The organism is Mycobacterium decipiens (genome assembly GCF_963853665.1).
Classification (GTDB): Bacteria; Actinomycetota; Actinomycetes; order Mycobacteriales; family Mycobacteriaceae; genus Mycobacterium; species Mycobacterium decipiens.
Genome location: NZ_OY970459.1, coordinates 839,068 through 856,507 on the forward strand (window position 1 = coordinate 839,068; position 17,440 = coordinate 856,507).

Consider the following 17,440-nt stretch of genomic DNA (forward strand, 5'->3'; position numbering starts at 1 on the left):
GCGTGGAACGCGCGAGCGGCAAGCCGAACCGATGGTCACCGCGGCGCGGCGTGAGCGTGGAACGCGCGAGCGGCAAGCCGAACCGATGGTCACCGCGGCGCGGCGTGAGCGCCCGACGCCGCGGACTGGTATTCGTATTGGCCTTCTTGCTGGCCCCGGTGGTGCTGAGTTCGTGCGCCTGGCGTGGCATCGCCAACGTACCGCTGCCGATTGGCCGTGGCACGGGTCCGGATCGCCTGACGATCTATGTCCAGATGCCCGACACGCTGGCGCTGAACACCAACAGCCGGGTGAGGGTCGCCGATGTATGGGTCGGCACGGTGCGCGATATCAGGCTGAAGAACTGGATCGCGACCCTGACGCTGAACCTTGATCCGACCGTGAAGCTGCCGGCAAACGCGACCGCAAAGGTCGGCCAGACCAGCCTATTGGGCACGCAACACGTCGAGCTGGCCGCGCCGCCGGACCCGTCACCGCAACCGCTGAAGAACGGCGACACCATTGGCTTGAAGAACTCCTCGGCCTACCCCACCGTCGAACGGACGTTGGCCAGCGTCGCGGTGATCCTCACTGGTGGCGGCATCGGCAACCTCGACGTGATTCAAACCGAGGTCCTCAACATTCTTGACGGCCGCGTCGACCAGTTCCGCGAATTCCTCAAGCGGCTGGACACATTCACCGCCGAGCTGAATCGACAACGCGCCGATCTCACCCGCGCAATCGATTCGACCAACCAACTGCTGAGTATCGTCGCGAGCCGCAACGACACCCTGGATCGGGTGCTCACCGACATCCCACCGCTGATCGAGCATTTCGCCGACACACGCGAGCTGTTCGCCGATGCCACCGAATCCCTGGGGCGGTTCAGCGACGCTGCCAACCGGGCGCTGGCCGACACCCAGCCCAACCTGCACCAGAGTCTGCAGTCGCTGCAGCGACCGCTCAAGCAACTCGGCCGGGCCTCGCCGTATGTGGTCGGTGCGCTGAAGTTGGGCCTCACCGCGCCGTTCAATATCGACGAGGTGTCCAACGTGATCCGCGGTGACTACGTCAACGTGTCGGGCGTGCTCGACCTGACGCTTTCCTCCATCGATAACGCGATGCTGAGTGGAACGGGCCTTTCGGGGATGTTGCGAGCGCTCGAGCAGTCATGGGGACGCGATCCGGACACCATGATCCCGGATGTCCGCTATACGCCGAACCCGAACAACGCCCCGGGCGGGCCGCTGGTGGACAGGAGTGAGTGAGAGATGCTGACTCGCTTTATCAAGACCCAGCTGTTGTTGTTGACGCTGTTGGCGGTGGCCGCGGTGGTGGTCCTGGGCTGGTACTACTTGCGGATACCCAAACTTGTCGGCATCGGTCAATACACGGTCTATGCCGAATTGCCTCAGTCCGGGGGCCTGTACCGAACCGCCAACGTCACCTATCGGGGCATCACCATCGGGAAGGTCACCGGCGTAGAACCGACCGAGCGGGGCGCACTCGCGACGATGAGTATCGACGACGGCTATCAGATCCCGACCGACGCGTCGGCCAATGTGCACTCGGTGTCGGCGGTCGGCGAGCAGTTCATTGACCTGGTATCGACCCGCTCCCGCGGTCCATACATCCGCGACGGGCAGACGATCACCGACAGCACGGTTCCCAGCCGGATCGGCCCGGCGCTGGATGCCGCCAACCGCGGATTGGCGGTGCTGCCCAAAGACAAGATCGCCGCGCTGCTGCACGAGACGTCGGAGGCGGTGGGTGGGCTGGGCGCATCGCTCAAGCGCCTGGTCGACGCCACCGGTGCGATCGCCCACGACTTCAGGGGCAGCATCGACGACATCGACGACATCATCGAGCGGTCGGCACCCATCATCGACAGCCAGGTCAACTCCGGTGACGAGATCGGCCGCTGGGCCGCCAACCTCAACACTCTGGCCGTGCAAACCGCGCGGCAGGATGAAGCGGTGCGAAGCATCCTGGCCAACACGGCGCCGACTGCCGATCAGGTCAACGCCACGTTCAGCGACGTGCGGGAGGGGCTGCCGCAGACGCTGGCCAATCTTGAGGTCGTGCTCGACATGCTCAAGCGCTACCACAATGGCGTCGAGCAGGCGTTGGTGTTCTTGCCGCAGTCCGCGGCGATCGCCCAGTCGGTTACCTCGGAATTTCCCGGCCAGGCAGGCCTGGGCATCGGTGCCATCGCGTTCAACCAACCACCGCCGTGCCTGACCGGCTTCCTGCCGGCATCGGAGTGGCGGGCTCCGGCGGACACCAGCACGGCGCCGCTGCCCAAGGGCACCTACTGCAAGATCCCCATGGACGCGACGAATGTGGTTCGTGGAGCACGCAACTACCCGTGTGTGGACGTGCCCGGCAAGCGGGCGGCGACCCCGCGGGAGTGCCGCAGCGACGAGCCCTATGTGCCGATGGGTACCAACCCCTGGTACGGGGACCCGAACCAGATCCTCACCTGCCCCGGGCCGGCCGCGCGTTGTGACCAGCCGGTGAAGCCGGGCCAGGTGATCCCGGCGCCGTCGGTCAACAATGGCCTCAACCCGGTGCCCGCCGATCGGCTGCCAGGCACACCGCCGCCGGTCAGCGACCCGTTGCAGCGACCCGGGTCGGGCACCGTCCAGTGCAACGGGCAGCAACCCAACCCGTGCATCTATACCCCGAGTGCGGCTCCGACCACCCTGTATGACGTGCAGAGCGGGACGGTCGTCGCACCCGACGGTGTGGTGTATTCCGTGGAGAACTCGAATCAGGTCGGAGACGACGGGTGGAAGCAGATGCTGGCACCGGCCGCTGAAGCGGTGTGATCCTCGGGGCTCGAGTAGGAGTCGCTTTGCGGGCTGGCGCCGGCGCCGGAATCGCCGACGCGGCCCTCGTCGAGGCGGCTAGTCTGGGTTGGCCTTGAGCCATCCCAGCACCTGCTGGGCATGCTCACCGGGCGGAAAGACTGGGTAGAACACGTGCTCGATCAGCCCGCCACGGACGATTAGTGTCAGTCGCTTGTAGAGCGTCGGCCCGCCAGCTTCGAATGTGGGCAGCTCAAGCTCAATGGCAAGCTTTAGCGCCGGGTCGGAGAGCATGTCGAAGGGTAGATGCAGCCTTTCGACAGATTCCTGCTGGTAATCGGTTTCTTGGCTGGACAGCCCGAATACACGTGTGGCACCGGCGTTTAGAAGCTCCCCGTAGTGATCGCGGAAGCCGCACGACTCGGGAGTGCAACCGCGCGCCCCGGGAATCGAATCCCAGCCCTCGGGCGGATCGATGCCGGGGCGGCCGATCTTGGGATAGATGAAAATCACGGTGCGACCTGTCCCCAACGCGTCGAGGGTGATTATCTCGCCCGCGGTGCTCGCCAGTGCCAGGCAGGGAATAGCCCGGCCGGGAAGCTGGTCCGCGGCTCCATCATCCTCGGGTACGGGCAGGTTCGGGAGCGGACTCAAAAAGTCCATTAGCTGTTCTCCTCGTGCAGCCGACACCGTGGGTTCGAGCTCGAATGTGTCGAGTCCTGTCGCACAGACCGCGGGTGATTAGGAAGATCGACTACCCACCGCGTCACTGACGGACCCTGGCTATGGGATCTACCGCAGGATGTTCGCCACGCTCGGCCTTCCATGGTCGGTGCGCGGGGAGGCGGCGGGGAGACAACTGAGGTCCGCGAGCAAGACTTTTCGGTCGATTATGTTCTCCACGCGCCCGTCGCACGTGAGCCGGCACTCGAGCAGACACGACGGGTGCTATCTGACCGCTTCCAGCAGCAGCAGCCGTCCCAGTGGGAGTCGAGATGGCGTTGCCAGTCATTGCATACCCTTCTGTCTTGTATCAGACCTCAGTCGATCCGCACGGCTTTGCCGCCAGTCACCGTATCCGGGATGGCTCAAGTAGGCACAGCAAACTTGTCCTTCGGGGCAAAGATCTTCGCAGTTTTCAACCAGCGGCGCCCTTCGAACGGCTCGCGGCGATGCATGAGTTGAGCGTTGTCGTAAAGGATCAAATCCCCCATGGACCACTCGTGTGAATAGACCGACTCGGGTGGAGCAGATGATCGAGCACCAGCCGCTTGAGTACGGCGGAGCCTTCTTCCCCGAGACCTAAGAACTCGACGATGTTCTCGCTGACGTACGCGAAACGTCTTTGGGAAATGGGGCTTTTCAGAAGCGCCGACTGGGAGACCTTGACCGCTGGAATGTTGTCATGGTCGGACGCAGGCCCATACAAATCGTGTAAAACGGCCGGCCGATCGACCAGATCAGAGTCGAGCCCTGTTTTGTCTACCTCGGTGGGCACGAAACTTGTCGCACCGCCTGCCATGGACGGGACCAGACAGTGCAGGAAGGCGAGTGTCGCCGGATTCTGTCGGTGTTGTTGGTCGGAGTGCCAGAAGTCCGTTGTGGTGCTGGCGAACCCGATTCGTTCGCCGTCGTCATCCCGCAGATTCGAAAGGTACCCGATCGCCGGGAAGCGGGGTGAGAGACAGACCTTTCTAGACGATTCCTCCGGACTTCCGATCCGAATGGCGAATGCGTCCAGATCACGGTCGTCCAACGGCTGTCGCGGAAACACGAGCAGCCCCCATTCCCCAAGCAACGAGAGCATGTTGATCAGCACACGGTCCCGACTTCATGCAGCGCGATTCCATCGACGCTGGCTCCGAACCCATGACCTAATGAAGTGACCCTCATGTAACCCGCTTCTTGAGCCGCACTAACGAACAGGTAGAAAATAGTAGAAGACACCATCAACCGTCGAGCGGGTTGCATCCGCCCGCAAAACCTGATGTCGAGGGGCGGGTTGGCGGGCGAACGATCTGCATGTCTCAATCCCATGCCTGACGGCACCGAATCACTACTGGTGCTATTGCGGATCGTCTTCGTCGTCGTTGTTGCGGAGCAGCGTCTCGGGGGTGGAAGAACATGTTGGTGCGGGGCTGCCGGCAATCCAGATGGGCCGGCGGAATCCGTAAGTTCGCAGGTGCAGTACTTCGTGCTTACCGTTCAAGGCATGCTTGCATATTCGTTGATTCCGATGCGTTTGTGGAGCCGCACCAAAGGCGCTGGCGCCCACCAATTCCATCCGCCCATGATGTACATGAACGCCGGAACCAGCACCATACGTACCACGGTCGCGTCGACCAGCACTGCTATCGTCAACCCGAGGCCAAACATCCGCATGAACGAGACTTCGGCCGTAGTCAGTGCGGCAAAGCTGATCGCCATGATCAATGCCGCGGCTGTGATCACACGACCGGTGTAGGCGATTCCGAGGGTGACGGATTCGTCGTTTATGGCACGCGGAGTCGTCGCCGACATGCCCCGCTTCAACTCACACCAGTACTCGCGGATTCTCGCAAGCAGAAAGACCTCGTAATCCATGGACAACCCGAACGCGATGCAGAACAACAAGACGGCGAGATTGGCTACTAGCGTTCCGGTGGACGTCGTACCCAAGGCGCCGAGGTGTCCGTCTTGGAAGACCCAGACCAGCGCACCGAAAACGGCCGTCAGCGACATGAGATTGAGAATTATCGCCTTTAATGGCAACACGATGCTGCCGGTGAGCAGAAACAATAACGCGAAGGTGACTACAGCGATGAAGCCCAGTACCGACGGCAATCGGGCCTGGATAGCGTCCACACTGTCGCGGTTGGTCTCGGCTAAGCCACCGAAGTCCACGCTGCGTGCCTGCGGTGGGGTAACTGCGTGCAGCGCATCGAGCTGGGCGTCTGAGACGTGGGAGTACAGCGGCGCCTTGCTGTTCACGGTGAGGAAGGCGCTACCGCCGGAAACGCCGGTCGGCGCTTCCGGCGGTCCGATGACTCTGCCGTCGCGATAGGTTCCCGACGGTGCTGACACGTCCAAGACATCGTCAACCCTCGACAGCGCGGCGGCGTACTGGCCAAGCTGCTCTGCCGTCAGGCCATGGGCGTCTGGGATAACGACTTGAATCGACTTCGAGTTGTCGTCGGTGAAGTTGCTGCGCAACTCGTCGCCGACCTGGCGCGAGGACGCCGACGCTGGTAGCACGCGGTCATCCGGGTAACCCCATTGGACATGAAGGAAGGGCACCCCAGCGAGCAGCAATACCGCGACTACGGTCACTCCTATCGGCACGCGGTGACGCAAGACGAACTTGCTCGACCGGTACCAAACGAATTGCTCTACCGGACGTTGATCGCGCTCCGGACGCCGCAACAAACGCCGCAGCGATCGGCGAAAATCCAAGGCATTCAACCGGTCGCCAAGTAGAGTAATCGCCGCCGGAGCCGCGATGATTGCGCTCGCCGCCGCGAACCCCACCGTGGCGATTCCAGCGTAGGCGAACGACCTCAGGTAATACATTGGAAATAGCGTCAAAGCCGCCATCGACAAGGCGACGGTAAATGCCGAGAACCCCACTGTGCGGCCGGCAGTCAATATGGTGCGAGCTATGGCGTCGTCGCCGGTAGAACCCGCGGCGAGTTCCTCGCGGTAGCGGCTGATGATCAGCAGGGTGTAGTCGATAGCCAACGCCAGGCCCATGGCCATGGTGAGGTTCAGCGCATAGATAGATACATCGGTGGCGTAGGTAATCAATCGAAGCACCGACAGTGAGCCGAGGATGGCCAACACACCGACACCAATTGGAACGACTGCAGCAATCAGCCCACCGAACGCCCAGACGAGGACGACAAAGCTGAGCGGGATAGCGATTAACTCCATGCGTAGCAGGTCAAGCTCGGTTCGATCGTTCACCTGGGCGTAAATCATCGCGCCACCGCCAGCGCGAACAACGAGCCCGTCCTGATCGGTGATCACGTCATCGGAAAGCTCCTTGGCGTATTTTGGGGCTGTGTTCTCCCCACCCGCAAGGTTGGCGACGATGAGACCGGTTTTGCCGTCTTTGCTTACCATTCCCGATGTCGCCGTTGCCGGCTGAGTCCACAGTGAGGCGACGCTGAGCACATACGATGATGCGCGCAGTTTTTCGACTATGCCGATTGCCACTGCGCGAGCCAACGGACTGGTGGCCCCCTGCGGGGCGGTTACTGTGACAAGCAGTTGCTGGTCACTTTGGTTGAACTTGTCGGTCAACAGTTGGCTGGCCCGCGTCGACTCTGAATTCGGGTCATCAAACCCGCCGGCGGACAGGTGGTCGATAACCGGTATGCCGAATACGGCGGCGCCGATCATCACCAGGGTAACCACCGCCAGGATGCGCCGGGGCGCTGTTGTTGCCAGAATCGCGATCCGGTGCAGCATGATTGGTCTTCCCGTCAGATTCTGTGGACTAGTTGTTGTGCGGCGAGAATTTCGTTGGCAGATGGCGCGGTCAACGGTGAACTTCGAAGTTGAAAGTCACCCTTGCTGGTTGGCCGCGGCGCCGCAGGGCGTGCCGGCTTAACTCGCGGCGATAGTGCAGTTGGCGTTGGATTGGCGATTGCAGGCGAGGCGGTGTGGGGGTGCAGCGTGGTGGGTGGGGTCTTGGACCGGTGCTCCTCGCTTGCGCAAGAACAGACGCGCACCAACCGAGAGAATCTCGTTGACATGGCCGAGAAGACTACCTTCTTCTGAACTGCAGATCCTCTTCGGCGATTTTGCCACGCCGAATCAGCCAGAGGTCCCGAAAGTAGTTGTGGTATACCCGCCACGGGGCACACGAGCCTTGCTTTGGCATCCAATCCAGCACGCGTAGAACATAACCCGGCGTGAAGTCCTCGATAATCGGCCGCTCGTCGACGTCGGTGCCCGGGCGCTCAGCTACGACCATTGCAAAGCCTTTGGCGTGCATGTACTTCAGCAGTCGGCAAACGAACTCTGATACCAAGTCGGCTTTCACTGTCCATGATGCATTGGTGTCGCCGAACGTGAAAGCCATGTTCGGCACACCCGAGAGCATCATGCCCTTGTATGCCATAGTTTGGAAAAGGTCAACGGGCTGGCCGTCGATACTTACCGACGTACCGCCCAGGAGTTGCAGGTTCAGTCCGGTAGCGGTAACGATGATATCTGCTGCCGGCTCACGCCCCGAGTCAAGCAAGATCCCTGTTGTGGTGAGCCGCTTGATTGTATCGGTGACTACCTCGGTCTTTCCCTGTCGGATCGTGCGGAACAGGTCACCGTTGGGCGCCAGACATCGCCGCTGGTTCCATGGGTCATATTGCGGCTCAAAGTTTTTGTTCACGTCATAGCCCTGAGGAAGCTGACGGCGGGCCAGCTCAATAAGCCGTCTCCTCATACGTTGTGGCCACCGTCGGCAAGCGCAATAGACGGCTGCCTTCTGCACGATACTGCTTCCAGCGAACGGCAGCGTAGGCCTTGCCCGCAGGCAGCCAGCGATTTAGCTTGTCGGCGATGAAGTCTCGGTCGGGTTGATCCATTATGTATGTCGGTGAGCGCTGCAGCCACCAAGACCCCTGAGATCAGCCAAAACGGACCTTTCTTGAAGAGCATGTTCTATGTGGTGATGTGGAGTTTCTTGAAGCAAGTGAGCGCAGCTGTGAGTTTGCAGGACGGCTGGGTAGATGCGGCCGTGGCGTATGTAATGGCCTTTCGGGCGATACGTGGGGTTTGGCATTGGCGATAACGTGCATCTTCGAACCTGCTTTGCCACGATCGACTAGGTTGGGGCCCGTCAGGGTGATCCCGCCTTTTGCTCGGACATTGGCCGCGTCGAGGATTGCCGCCGACCAGTTCAGGTCGCCGGCCCCCCGCGATGGTCGAGCATCTGCCGGTGAATCGCATCGAAGACTCCGGCGCCACCACCCTGAGGGCGCGCTCGAAGTCGGGGAATCAGCTCACTAATCAACTCGCACAACTCAGCTGACACCAAATGCGAATTCGACTCATCTTTGCTCGTCCCACTATCAACACAAACCACATTGGCCACGTAAGACACGTTCCAAGTACGAACCGAAGCAAGACGTAGCCCCATCATGGAGTTGGCCGGCGCCGGCGCCGCCGGCCGGATGGTTGACTGACTTCGTGCGGCGATAAGGCTTGTGGCGCAACAATTTGCCATGGACACCTGAGTGGCCGCCCGGCTTACCAGCGACGAGGTCAATGACTCGACGATGTATGACCTATTGACCACGTGGGTCACAGTACCACTTTGTCAACTGACATTGATTGTCAATCACCGTTGACAACGGTCGCTGTCTTAATCTACTCTGCCAACCAGGGCCGCTGCGGATTCCAAGCCACGCGACCCATTGCGCTCAGCTCATCGCGGCTGAGACCAGCGCTAGGGCCCGACTCACTGGAGAGTCTTTCGGCATGCACGGTTCGTGAGTCCTCATTCTCATGGGTTACGCACAATGGGCCACAATGGACGCTCTTCAAATAGAACACATCGAGGAGGCAGTGCATCATTTCGACCGTTTAGCATGAGACTGGTGGGGTTCAGCCCGGAGGAGAATTGCTCTCTGCGGCCCGCCTCGCCTTCCCTTGACGTTAACGCTTCACCGCGACTTCCGCGCGGCCTGACTTCCTTATATCAACGCAAATTGACGCTGATCATCAGGCCCGTCATCCCAAACTGACCCGCGATGGTTCAGCAGCCGGCGCAGGTAAGTTCGTTATGGCCGCATTCTCGGGTGGGGCGGCGAAAAGCGATGCAAGCACGCTTACCCCATTACCGATCATTTTGTCAATAATCTTTCAGCCTGAGGAGAGTGCAATGAGCCGTATTGCGATTGTCGGAATCGGATGTCGGTATGCCGGCGGCATTGATTCACCGGATTCTTTCTGGGATTTCGTGGTGAACAAGAAAGACAATGCCATCGTTGACATCCCCGCCGATCGCTGGGACTACCGGCGATTCTACGACCCGGACAAGAGTGCTGCCGGACGGTCATACACCAAACGAGGCGCTTTCCTGACCTGCGATCCCTGGAAGTTCGATCCGGAGTTCTTCGGGATATCGCCGCGCGAGGCAACCGTCATGGACCCGCAGCAGCGCTTGATCATGGAGGTCGCCTGGGAGGCGGCTGATGACGCCGGTGTGGCCGGCCGACTGGCTGGCAGCTCAGTGGGTGTCTATGTCGGTGCATTCAACGTCGATTTCTCGGTTACCACCATGGCCATCCCGGTAATCCCTCACTTCGACATGAACACTTCGACCGCCGCCTCCTTCACCATGTTGTCGAATCGGCTGTCTTTTGCGCTCAACTTGATGGGGCCTGCCCTGACGGTCGACACCGCGTGTTCGTCGTCGCTTGTTGCCTTCCACCTGGCTTGCCAAGCTGTCGCGAGCGGCGATTGCGAAATGGCTCTCGCCGGCGGCGTCAACGTGATGTTGCAGCCGGAAATGTTTGTGTCGATGTGCAAAGGCGGATTCCTGGCGGCCGACGGGCGCAGCAAGTCATTCTCCGCTATCGGTGACGGCTATGGCCGTGGCGAGGGTGCCGGCATGGTCCTACTGCGCAGACTCGAGGACGCTGTACGTGATGGCGACCGCATCTATGCGGTCGTCGCAGCGACCGGTTCCAATCAAGACGGGCGCACCAACGTGATGACCGTCCCGAACGGCGATGCGCAGGAGACGCTGGCCCGTTCGGTATGTGCCCGGTCTGGCTTCGCCCCGCACGAGGTGACCTATGTGGAGGCACATGGCACTGGAACGCCGGTCGGTGATCCGATTGAGCTGGGCGCGCTCGGACGCGCATACGGCTGTGTTGAAGGGCGTAGCAAGCCGCTTGCCGTCGGCTCACTGAAAGCTACGCTTGGCCACACAGAAGCGGCTTCCGGCATCGGCAGTGTGATCAAGGCCGCACTGGCCATTCACAACCGAACTCTGCCGCCGCAAGGCTGGTTCAGCGACCCCAATCCAGAGATTGCGTTCGACGAGCTGCAGTTGACGATCCAGGTGGAACCGCAACCTATCGATTCAGCTGTCGAGCGGATGACCGTGGCTGTCAACGGCTTCGGATACGGTGGCACCAATGCACATGCGATCCTGACTGAGCCGATCGCAGAGTTGATGGCGCCGAAGCCTCGATCCTCAACTCGGCAGAACATCGGGATTTTTCCGCTGTCTGCGCGCGGCGAGGCGGCTACGCGCGAGCTGGCGGGTGCCTATGCCGAGCTGCTCGATACAGGTACCGATCCGCACGACCTGATCGAGGCGGCGTGGAATCGGCGTGCGCACCACCGCAATCGAGCGGCGGTGACCTTCGCTGATTCAGCAGATCTCGCCGAGCGCTTGCGGCTGGTCTCGACCGGCGATGGTCCGGTGAGCTCTGTGGTTGACAACTCCGCGGGCGTGGCCTTTGTATTCTCCGGAATGGGAACGCAGTGGTGGGCCATGGGCCGCGATCTGCTCAATGCGGGAGGTGTCTTTGCCGCTGAAGCGGCTCGCATCGACGAGTGCTACCAGAGCATCGCCGGCCGGTCCATTATCGAAGAATTGTTCCGTTCCCAGGACGACTCGAAGATCACGTCCACAGCGATTGCGCAACCGGCAACCTTCCTTCTCCAGGTGGCACTGACGTGTGAGCTCGCCGAGCACGGAATCAAACCCAGTGCCTTGGTTGGACACAGCATGGGCGAGGTGCCCGCGGCCTACTTGGCCGGTGCGTTGTCGCTCCATGAAGCCCTGTTGGTGACCCACCATCGGGCGCGACTGCAGGCGACCACGGCGGGAACCGGCGGTATGCTCGCAGTCGGGTTGCCGTACAAGGAATTACGCGAGTTGGTTCCTGCTGATCTCCAGATTGATGTTGCCGCGATGAACAGCCCATCTGCGGTGACGGTTGCCGGCGAAGTGAGTCACCTAGAAGCGCTCGCTGAAATTCTCACTGAGCGGGGCATCTTCAATCGCCGTTTGCGTGTGGAGGTACCGTATCACAGCCACCGCATGGATCCCATCCTCGATGAACTGCGGGCCGAGCTCGCCAATCTCGCGCCACAGCAGCCTCGAATCCCGCTGTACTCGACAGTCACAGGCGAATTGGCCACTGGCCTCCTGGATGCCGACTACTGGTGTGCAAACGTACGTGAGCCGGTTCGTTTCGCCGATGCAATCAAGACGCTCGTGGGCGACGGCCATCGGGTCTTTCTGGAAGTCGGACCCCATCCGGCGTTGTCAGCGAATATCCGCGAGGTCTTACTGAAAGGCCACGAAATCGGGGTGTCGATCCCGACCCTGGATCGCACTCGGCCAGATGCTGACAGCCTCCGGCAGACACTTGCCGAACTCTACAACGCCGGTTCGCTTGACGCGACAGCTCTGTGCACAGAAATCAGTCCGTTCTTTAAGCTTCCCAGCTATCCCTGGCAGCGCCAGCGGCTTCACAAGGAGCTGGCCGTATTCGAGCAGATGAAGTTCGGCACGCCGGGCAACTACTCGATGCTGGGCGACCCCGACCTTGACCGTTCATCGGTGTGGGAGTTGCACGTCAGCGGGCAGACACTGCCGTGGCTTGCCGATCACGTCGTCAACGACGCGTGCCTACTGCCCGGCACGGCGTACCTGGATGCAGCATTGAGCGCGGCAGCTGTACGTGCCGGGACCGAATCGGCGATAGCTGATGACGTTCGCTTTGCCTCTCCGCTGTTCTTCGACCCGGCTGACGCCACCGTGTTGCGTACCGAAGTCGACGAGGCAACCCGCCGTTTCACCATCAAATCTCGTGCGGGCACCGGCACCATCTGGACCACCCACGCAACCGGCCGGCTAGTCGATGGAAAGTGCGTAGCTACACAGCATTCCATCCCCGATGCCATCGGCATGGTCGAGATAGGTCCAGGCGAGTTGTACGCCGCCATGTCGCGAAACGGGATGAACTACGGTCCCAACTTCCAGCGCGTCACATCACTGCGGGCGAACTCCACCCAGGCAGTCGGCACTTTGGATGCAAAATCGGATGAGGATACCGCAAAGCACCTCGTACACCCCGGCGTCATTGATGCTGCCTTCCACACTATCTCCCCTCTCATCGAGCAGTCCGTTGGTCGAACGCTTGGGGCCATTGTCCCGATCGGAGTCGACAAGGTGCGTGTCTTCGGCCCGCTGCCCGACCATGTCGAGGTGGTCACCACCCAGCATCACACCGACCCGCTGCGCTTCGACATCGTGATACTTGACGCGGAACAGACTGCTTGCGTTCAGCTTTCGGGTGTCCAATTCGGTTCCATCACACCTCAGGAGCCAATGGACCGTCTTGACCCACTCTTTCACGAAGAGGTGTGGGAGCTCTGTGACGAGCTGAACGTGGCAACACTGCCGTCCCAAGAGCAAACTGCGACAATGGTCTTGGCACTTGGCGATCCCAGCCCGCGGGTAAAGCAGCTGGCCGAGGCTCTACCGCACGCCGTCTATCACAACTGCACCGACACACTGGATTTCGAATCCGACCTCGTCGAAGGACTTCGGACGATGTCATCGGGTTTGCCGAGAGCGCACGTCTGTGTTGTTGCGGGAAGCTTCACTGACGACACCGATGCGTTGTGGACGCTCAAGCGAATCGCCATCGCCACTGAGCAGTTCTTTGAGGAGGAGAGGGGCGACCACGGTGAGGGAGAAGCTGAGGGACTGGAGGTGCTAGGTGACGAGACCTTCTCTGTCAGCCTGATCACCGAACAAGCCCTCACGCACCCCAACGATATTTGCGCACCGAATGTGAGCCACGCTGCTCTCGCCGGAGCACGACGCTCCCTGGTCGCTGAACAGCCGAGGTTGCGCTGGCGTCTGATAGACGTGGCACCCGATACGACGCTCGCTGAGCTTATGTCCGAGCTCGTTGTTCCAGGCGCCTTCTCTGAGGACAAGACCGACGAGATCATCTTGCGCGGCGGCCTACGGTGGTCTGTCGTCGTAGCACGGACCTTGCGGCAGCAGCTTGAAACGATGGCAGAAAAGCATGAATTGACAGACCCAGAGGCCAACTTCAGAATCGATGTCCCCAAATCGCGGATTCTGTCCGAAGTCAGTTGGCGACGCTGCCCGCGGCCAGAACCGGGGATCGGCGAAGTCGAAGTGCAGATGCACATGGTCGGCTTGAACTACAAGGACTCCGTCAAGGTAGTCGGACTACTCGGCTCCAGGGATCTGGAAGGTACGCATTTCGGCACCGAGTTAGGGATGGAGGGCGTTGGAGTAGTTACCCGCGTCGGACCGCAAGCGGGTGACCTGCAAGTCGGTGACACGGTTGTCACCCTCACCAAAGGCATGCTCGTCCGTTATCAGATCGCTGATGCGACGCTGTGCGTCAAGTTGCCGATCTCCGCCGATAACCAGTCCCACTCGCTGTTCACCAGCAGCATGACCGCGTTCATCACCGCTGAGCACTCGCTGCTGGCGTTGGGCCGACTGCAGCCTGGTGAGACGGTGCTGATTCACGGCGCGGCCGGCGGTGTCGGTCAGGCGGCAATTCAGGTTGCGAAACTACACGGTGCGACGGTGATTGGTACGGCGAGCACCGATGAGCGGCGTGAGTTCGGACTTGCCTTGGGCGCCGACTACATGGTCGACTCGCGCACCCTCGATTTTGTCGACGATGTTCAGGAACTGACGAATGGCCGTGGCGTCGATGTGATCGTCAGCAGCGCGCCCGGGGAGATCCTTCGCCACAATTTCGATGCCATCAGCGAGGTCGGTCGGATAATCGAAGTCGGCAAAGCCGACATCTACGGCCACAGCGTCTTGGACATGGCGGTTTTCGACAAGAACATCACGTATTTCCAGATCGACATCGATCGTATGGTCGGCTGGGATGCGCCTCGCATCATGAACATGGTGGTCGAGATCTTCAACAAACTGATCAGCGGGATTTACCAACCGCTTCCAGCAGAGGTGTTCGAACCAGCCGACGTTGGCCGGGCATTCGAAGAAGTGTTCCGCTCCAGCCGACCTAGCCGCGTCGCAATTCGCCTTGCCGAAAACACCGCACCGGTCAAGGCCGCGTGGCGCGAAGTCGTGATTGATCCGCAAGCTTCCTACCTGATCACTGGCGGGTTCGGAGGCTTCGGTCTGGCAACCGGTCGATGGCTGGTTAGGCGGGGCGCCCGGCACCTCACTCTGGTCGGCAGGAGCGGTGCGAGCACCGAGCTGGCACGTAGGCAGATTGCACAGTGGCGAACCGCAGGAATCGATGTCACCGAGGAGCTGGTCGATCTGACCGACACTTCCGCAGTGGCCGCCCTGATTGATCGTTGCAAGAACAGTGACCACGCGCTGCGCGGAATCTTCCACGCTGCGGGCACCATCGCCGACCAGCGCATCGCTGATATCGGCATGGCCGACCTCAAACGTGTATACGAGGTCAAGGTCACCGGAGGGCGTGCTCTCTGGTCGGCCGTCAAGGCCGCGGGCATCACACTCGACCAGTTTGTGTTCTATTCCTCATCCAGTGCGATGCTGGGTCTGCTCGGACAGTACAGCTACGCTGCGGCCAACTTTGCCGTGCAGGCTCTTTCGGAATCGATTGCCCGTGAAGGACAGCCGACACTATGCATCGGCTGGGGACACATGTCAGGAACGGGCGGCGGTATGGCCACCGACAAAGATCTGGAGAAGTACATGATTCTTTGTGGTGTCGACGCAATCGACATGGACGACGGCCCGATCTACCTGGAGGAAGCACTGCGGTTGGGCGTCACGCAAGCATCGATCATTTCGATTAATTGGTCGCAGATCGGCACGGTGTTGAGCCACTTCAAGCATCTGCTCCGCACTTCGACGATGATCTCTACGGCCAATGAGTCGCACTCCGCATTCGACCGATTGCGCGCCGACCTTAAGGCTCTCGATGAGGACGAGCGCAGCGTGGTAGTCGGTTTGATGCTCGCCGAGCAGCTCGCCACCGTGATGGGCGTGGCTACTGACTCTATCGATATCGACCTACCGGTGATGGAACTCGGGTTGAACTCACTTATGGCCGTGGAATTCAGCGCCCGTACCGGTGAGTCGCTCGGCGTGTCATTGAATACGCTGATGCTCGGACCCAGCTATAGCCTGCGCAAAGCCGGCGCAGAGTTGGCTGCAACGATTGTGTCCGGAGTCCGGTCATGACACGAGATCGAAGCAATGACGCCGCGCTGCGCGATATGGCCAGCAGGCTGCTCGCGCAGCGCGGCGCCAATCCAAGCCCTGCGCCAGCATCGACGACACCTCGACCCGCGCCCCGGACGGCCCCATCGCCAGGTCCACGCAAACGGTTCAGCGACCACCCCGGGGTGGTGGCCGTCTGCGAACTCAACGCGCAGAGGCGCGCGTTGTGGGAGCCGACCGGAATGCCGAACCCGCTGTTTCTGCCCAGGACGACCCCGAATACGGCCCTCATCAACAGCCCACAAGGGGAGCTGATCAACTTCTCCAGCTACAACTACCTTGGCCTGGCCCATCACCCGAGAGTCGTTCGTGCTGTTCAGGATGCGGTAGCACAGTATGGCGCCTCGGCATCGAACAGTCGCATCACCTCCGGAGAGACCGAACTGCATCCGCGACTCGAAAGTCGGCTGGCCCAGATGTATGACATGGATGCGGCCATCATCGCGACCAGCGGGTTCATCACCAACGCCGGAGTCATCGGCTTTCTCCTCAGCGAGGGTGACGCGCTCGTAGTTGACTCACTGATTCATGCCAGCGTGGTGACGGGGGCCCGGTGGGCAGGCGCTCGGATTATCACATTTCGACACAACGACCCCGAGTCGCTGCGCGGCGTGCTCCGAACGTCGCGTGACCGTTTCAAGCGGGTGCTCGTTGTCATCGAAGGCCTTTACAGCATGGACGGGGATATCGGCCGACTCCCGGAAATCTCGGCAGTTGCGCGTGAATACGACTGCGCCGTGATGGTTGATGAGGCCCATTCGGTCGGCATCTTCGGTTCCCACGGCTTCGGTGTGCGTGAGCACTTCGGTCTGCCTGGTGACGCGGCAGACATCTGGATGGGCAGTCTTTCGAAAGGGCTCGGCAGTTGCGGCGGCTTCGTTGCGGCCAGTGCCAACGTGATCGAAGCGCTTCATGTTGCTCCCGCAATGCTGCTCACCGTTGGTGTCCCACCGACCGCCGCGGCAGCCGCACTCACCGCCCTCGAGGTCATCGAGAGCGAGCCCGAGCGACTGAAACGTCTGTGGCGCAACACCGAATGGTTCAACTCGACGTTGCGTGAACGCAATATCGACCTCGGACTGTCGGAGAACACCCCGATATGTCCGGTGATGATCCCCGGCGTGAACAAAGTCGTATACGCCTCATCGCTACTCTTGCAACGCGGCATTTACGCCGGCCCCGTGTTGTCGCCAGGGGTTGCGCCTGGACAGGAACGGCTCCGCTTCTTCATCACCAGCGAACACACCGAGGATCAACTGAAAGCCGCGGCTGATCAGTTGGTTGAGGTGGTTGAATTGGCCAAGAATCTCGACGAGACAGTCTCAGTCTGAGTGCGCTGTCCGACGTTGAGGTGCCGCATGCTCTGGCTCACAGCTCCGTTCAACACCGGTGAGATGCATGCACAAGCACATCC

Annotated in this window: 7 protein-coding genes and 3 pseudogenes; 4 read left to right on the forward strand and 6 right to left on the reverse strand. The window is 60.9% G+C overall.

The genetic code is table 11. From position 1 onward, the window contains the following. Positions 1-104 precede the first annotated feature (104 nt). Positions 105-1,247, forward strand: coding sequence for a virulence factor Mce family protein (locus AADZ55_RS03885; RefSeq protein WP_207569008.1), 1,143 nt, complete (start codon positions 105-107; stop codon positions 1,245-1,247). A gap of 3 nt (positions 1,248-1,250) precedes the next feature. Then, complete coding sequence (locus tag AADZ55_RS03890) at positions 1,251-2,810, forward strand: MCE family protein (protein ID WP_085323526.1); 1,560 nt, start codon at positions 1,251-1,253, stop codon at positions 2,808-2,810. 78 nt (positions 2,811-2,888) lie between these two features. Here AADZ55_RS03890 and AADZ55_RS03895 read toward each other — a convergent pair. The 6 genes and pseudogenes from AADZ55_RS03895 to AADZ55_RS03915 form a co-directional block, all read right to left on the reverse strand. Continuing rightward, positions 2,889-3,452 (reverse strand): annotated as a pseudogene (locus tag AADZ55_RS03895) (peroxiredoxin); the annotation flags it as partial. Between the two features lie 425 nt (positions 3,453-3,877). After that, positions 3,878-4,003: a TauD/TfdA family dioxygenase gene (locus tag AADZ55_RS23460; protein ID WP_085323524.1), complete on the reverse strand. Its 126-nt coding sequence runs from the start codon at positions 4,001-4,003 to the stop codon at positions 3,878-3,880. Then, a complete protein-coding gene (locus AADZ55_RS03900; RefSeq protein ID WP_085323523.1) occupies positions 3,991-4,608 on the reverse strand; it encodes a TauD/TfdA dioxygenase family protein in 618 nt (205 codons plus the stop codon). Before AADZ55_RS03900 ends, AADZ55_RS23460 begins: the two co-directional genes overlap by 13 nt. 386 nt (positions 4,609-4,994) lie before the next feature. After that, the gene (locus tag AADZ55_RS03905; RefSeq protein WP_085323522.1) at positions 4,995-7,238 is read right to left on the reverse strand and encodes an MMPL family transporter; all 2,244 of its coding nucleotides are present in this window, start codon (positions 7,236-7,238) and stop codon (positions 4,995-4,997) included. A gap of 298 nt (positions 7,239-7,536) precedes the next feature. Continuing rightward, positions 7,537-8,380 (reverse strand): annotated as a pseudogene (locus AADZ55_RS03910) (FAD-containing monooxygenase EthA); the annotation flags it as partial. Positions 8,381-8,554: 174 nt separating this feature from the next. Beyond that, positions 8,555-8,805, reverse strand: a pseudogene (locus tag AADZ55_RS03915) (IS5/IS1182 family transposase); the annotation flags it as partial. Between the two features lie 750 nt (positions 8,806-9,555). Between AADZ55_RS03915 and AADZ55_RS03920 the strand changes: the two are divergent. Continuing rightward, entirely contained in the window at positions 9,556-15,987 is a 6,432-nt protein-coding gene (locus tag AADZ55_RS03920; RefSeq protein WP_341286265.1) for a type I polyketide synthase, read from the forward strand. Then, entirely contained in the window at positions 15,984-17,357 is a 1,374-nt protein-coding gene (locus AADZ55_RS03925; RefSeq protein WP_085323518.1) for an aminotransferase class I/II-fold pyridoxal phosphate-dependent enzyme, read from the forward strand. Before AADZ55_RS03920 ends, AADZ55_RS03925 begins: the two co-directional genes overlap by 4 nt. The last annotated feature ends 83 nt before the right edge of the window (positions 17,358-17,440 follow it).

Excerpts from the sequence above, each read along its gene's own strand:
- AADZ55_RS23460 (WP_085323524.1), bottom strand. The coding sequence starts at position 4,003 with ATGGGGGATTTGATCCTTTACGACAACGCTCAACTCATGCATCGCCGC.
- AADZ55_RS03920 (WP_341286265.1), top strand. The coding sequence starts at position 9,556 with ATGGCCGCATTCTCGGGTGGGGCGGCGAAAAGCGATGCAAGCACGCTT.
- AADZ55_RS03905 (WP_085323522.1), bottom strand. The coding sequence starts at position 7,238 with ATGCTGCACCGGATCGCGATTCTGGCAACAACAGCGCCCCGGCGCATC.
- AADZ55_RS03890 (WP_085323526.1), top strand. The coding sequence starts at position 1,251 with ATGCTGACTCGCTTTATCAAGACCCAGCTGTTGTTGTTGACGCTGTTG.
- AADZ55_RS03925 (WP_085323518.1), top strand. The coding sequence starts at position 15,984 with ATGACACGAGATCGAAGCAATGACGCCGCGCTGCGCGATATGGCCAGC.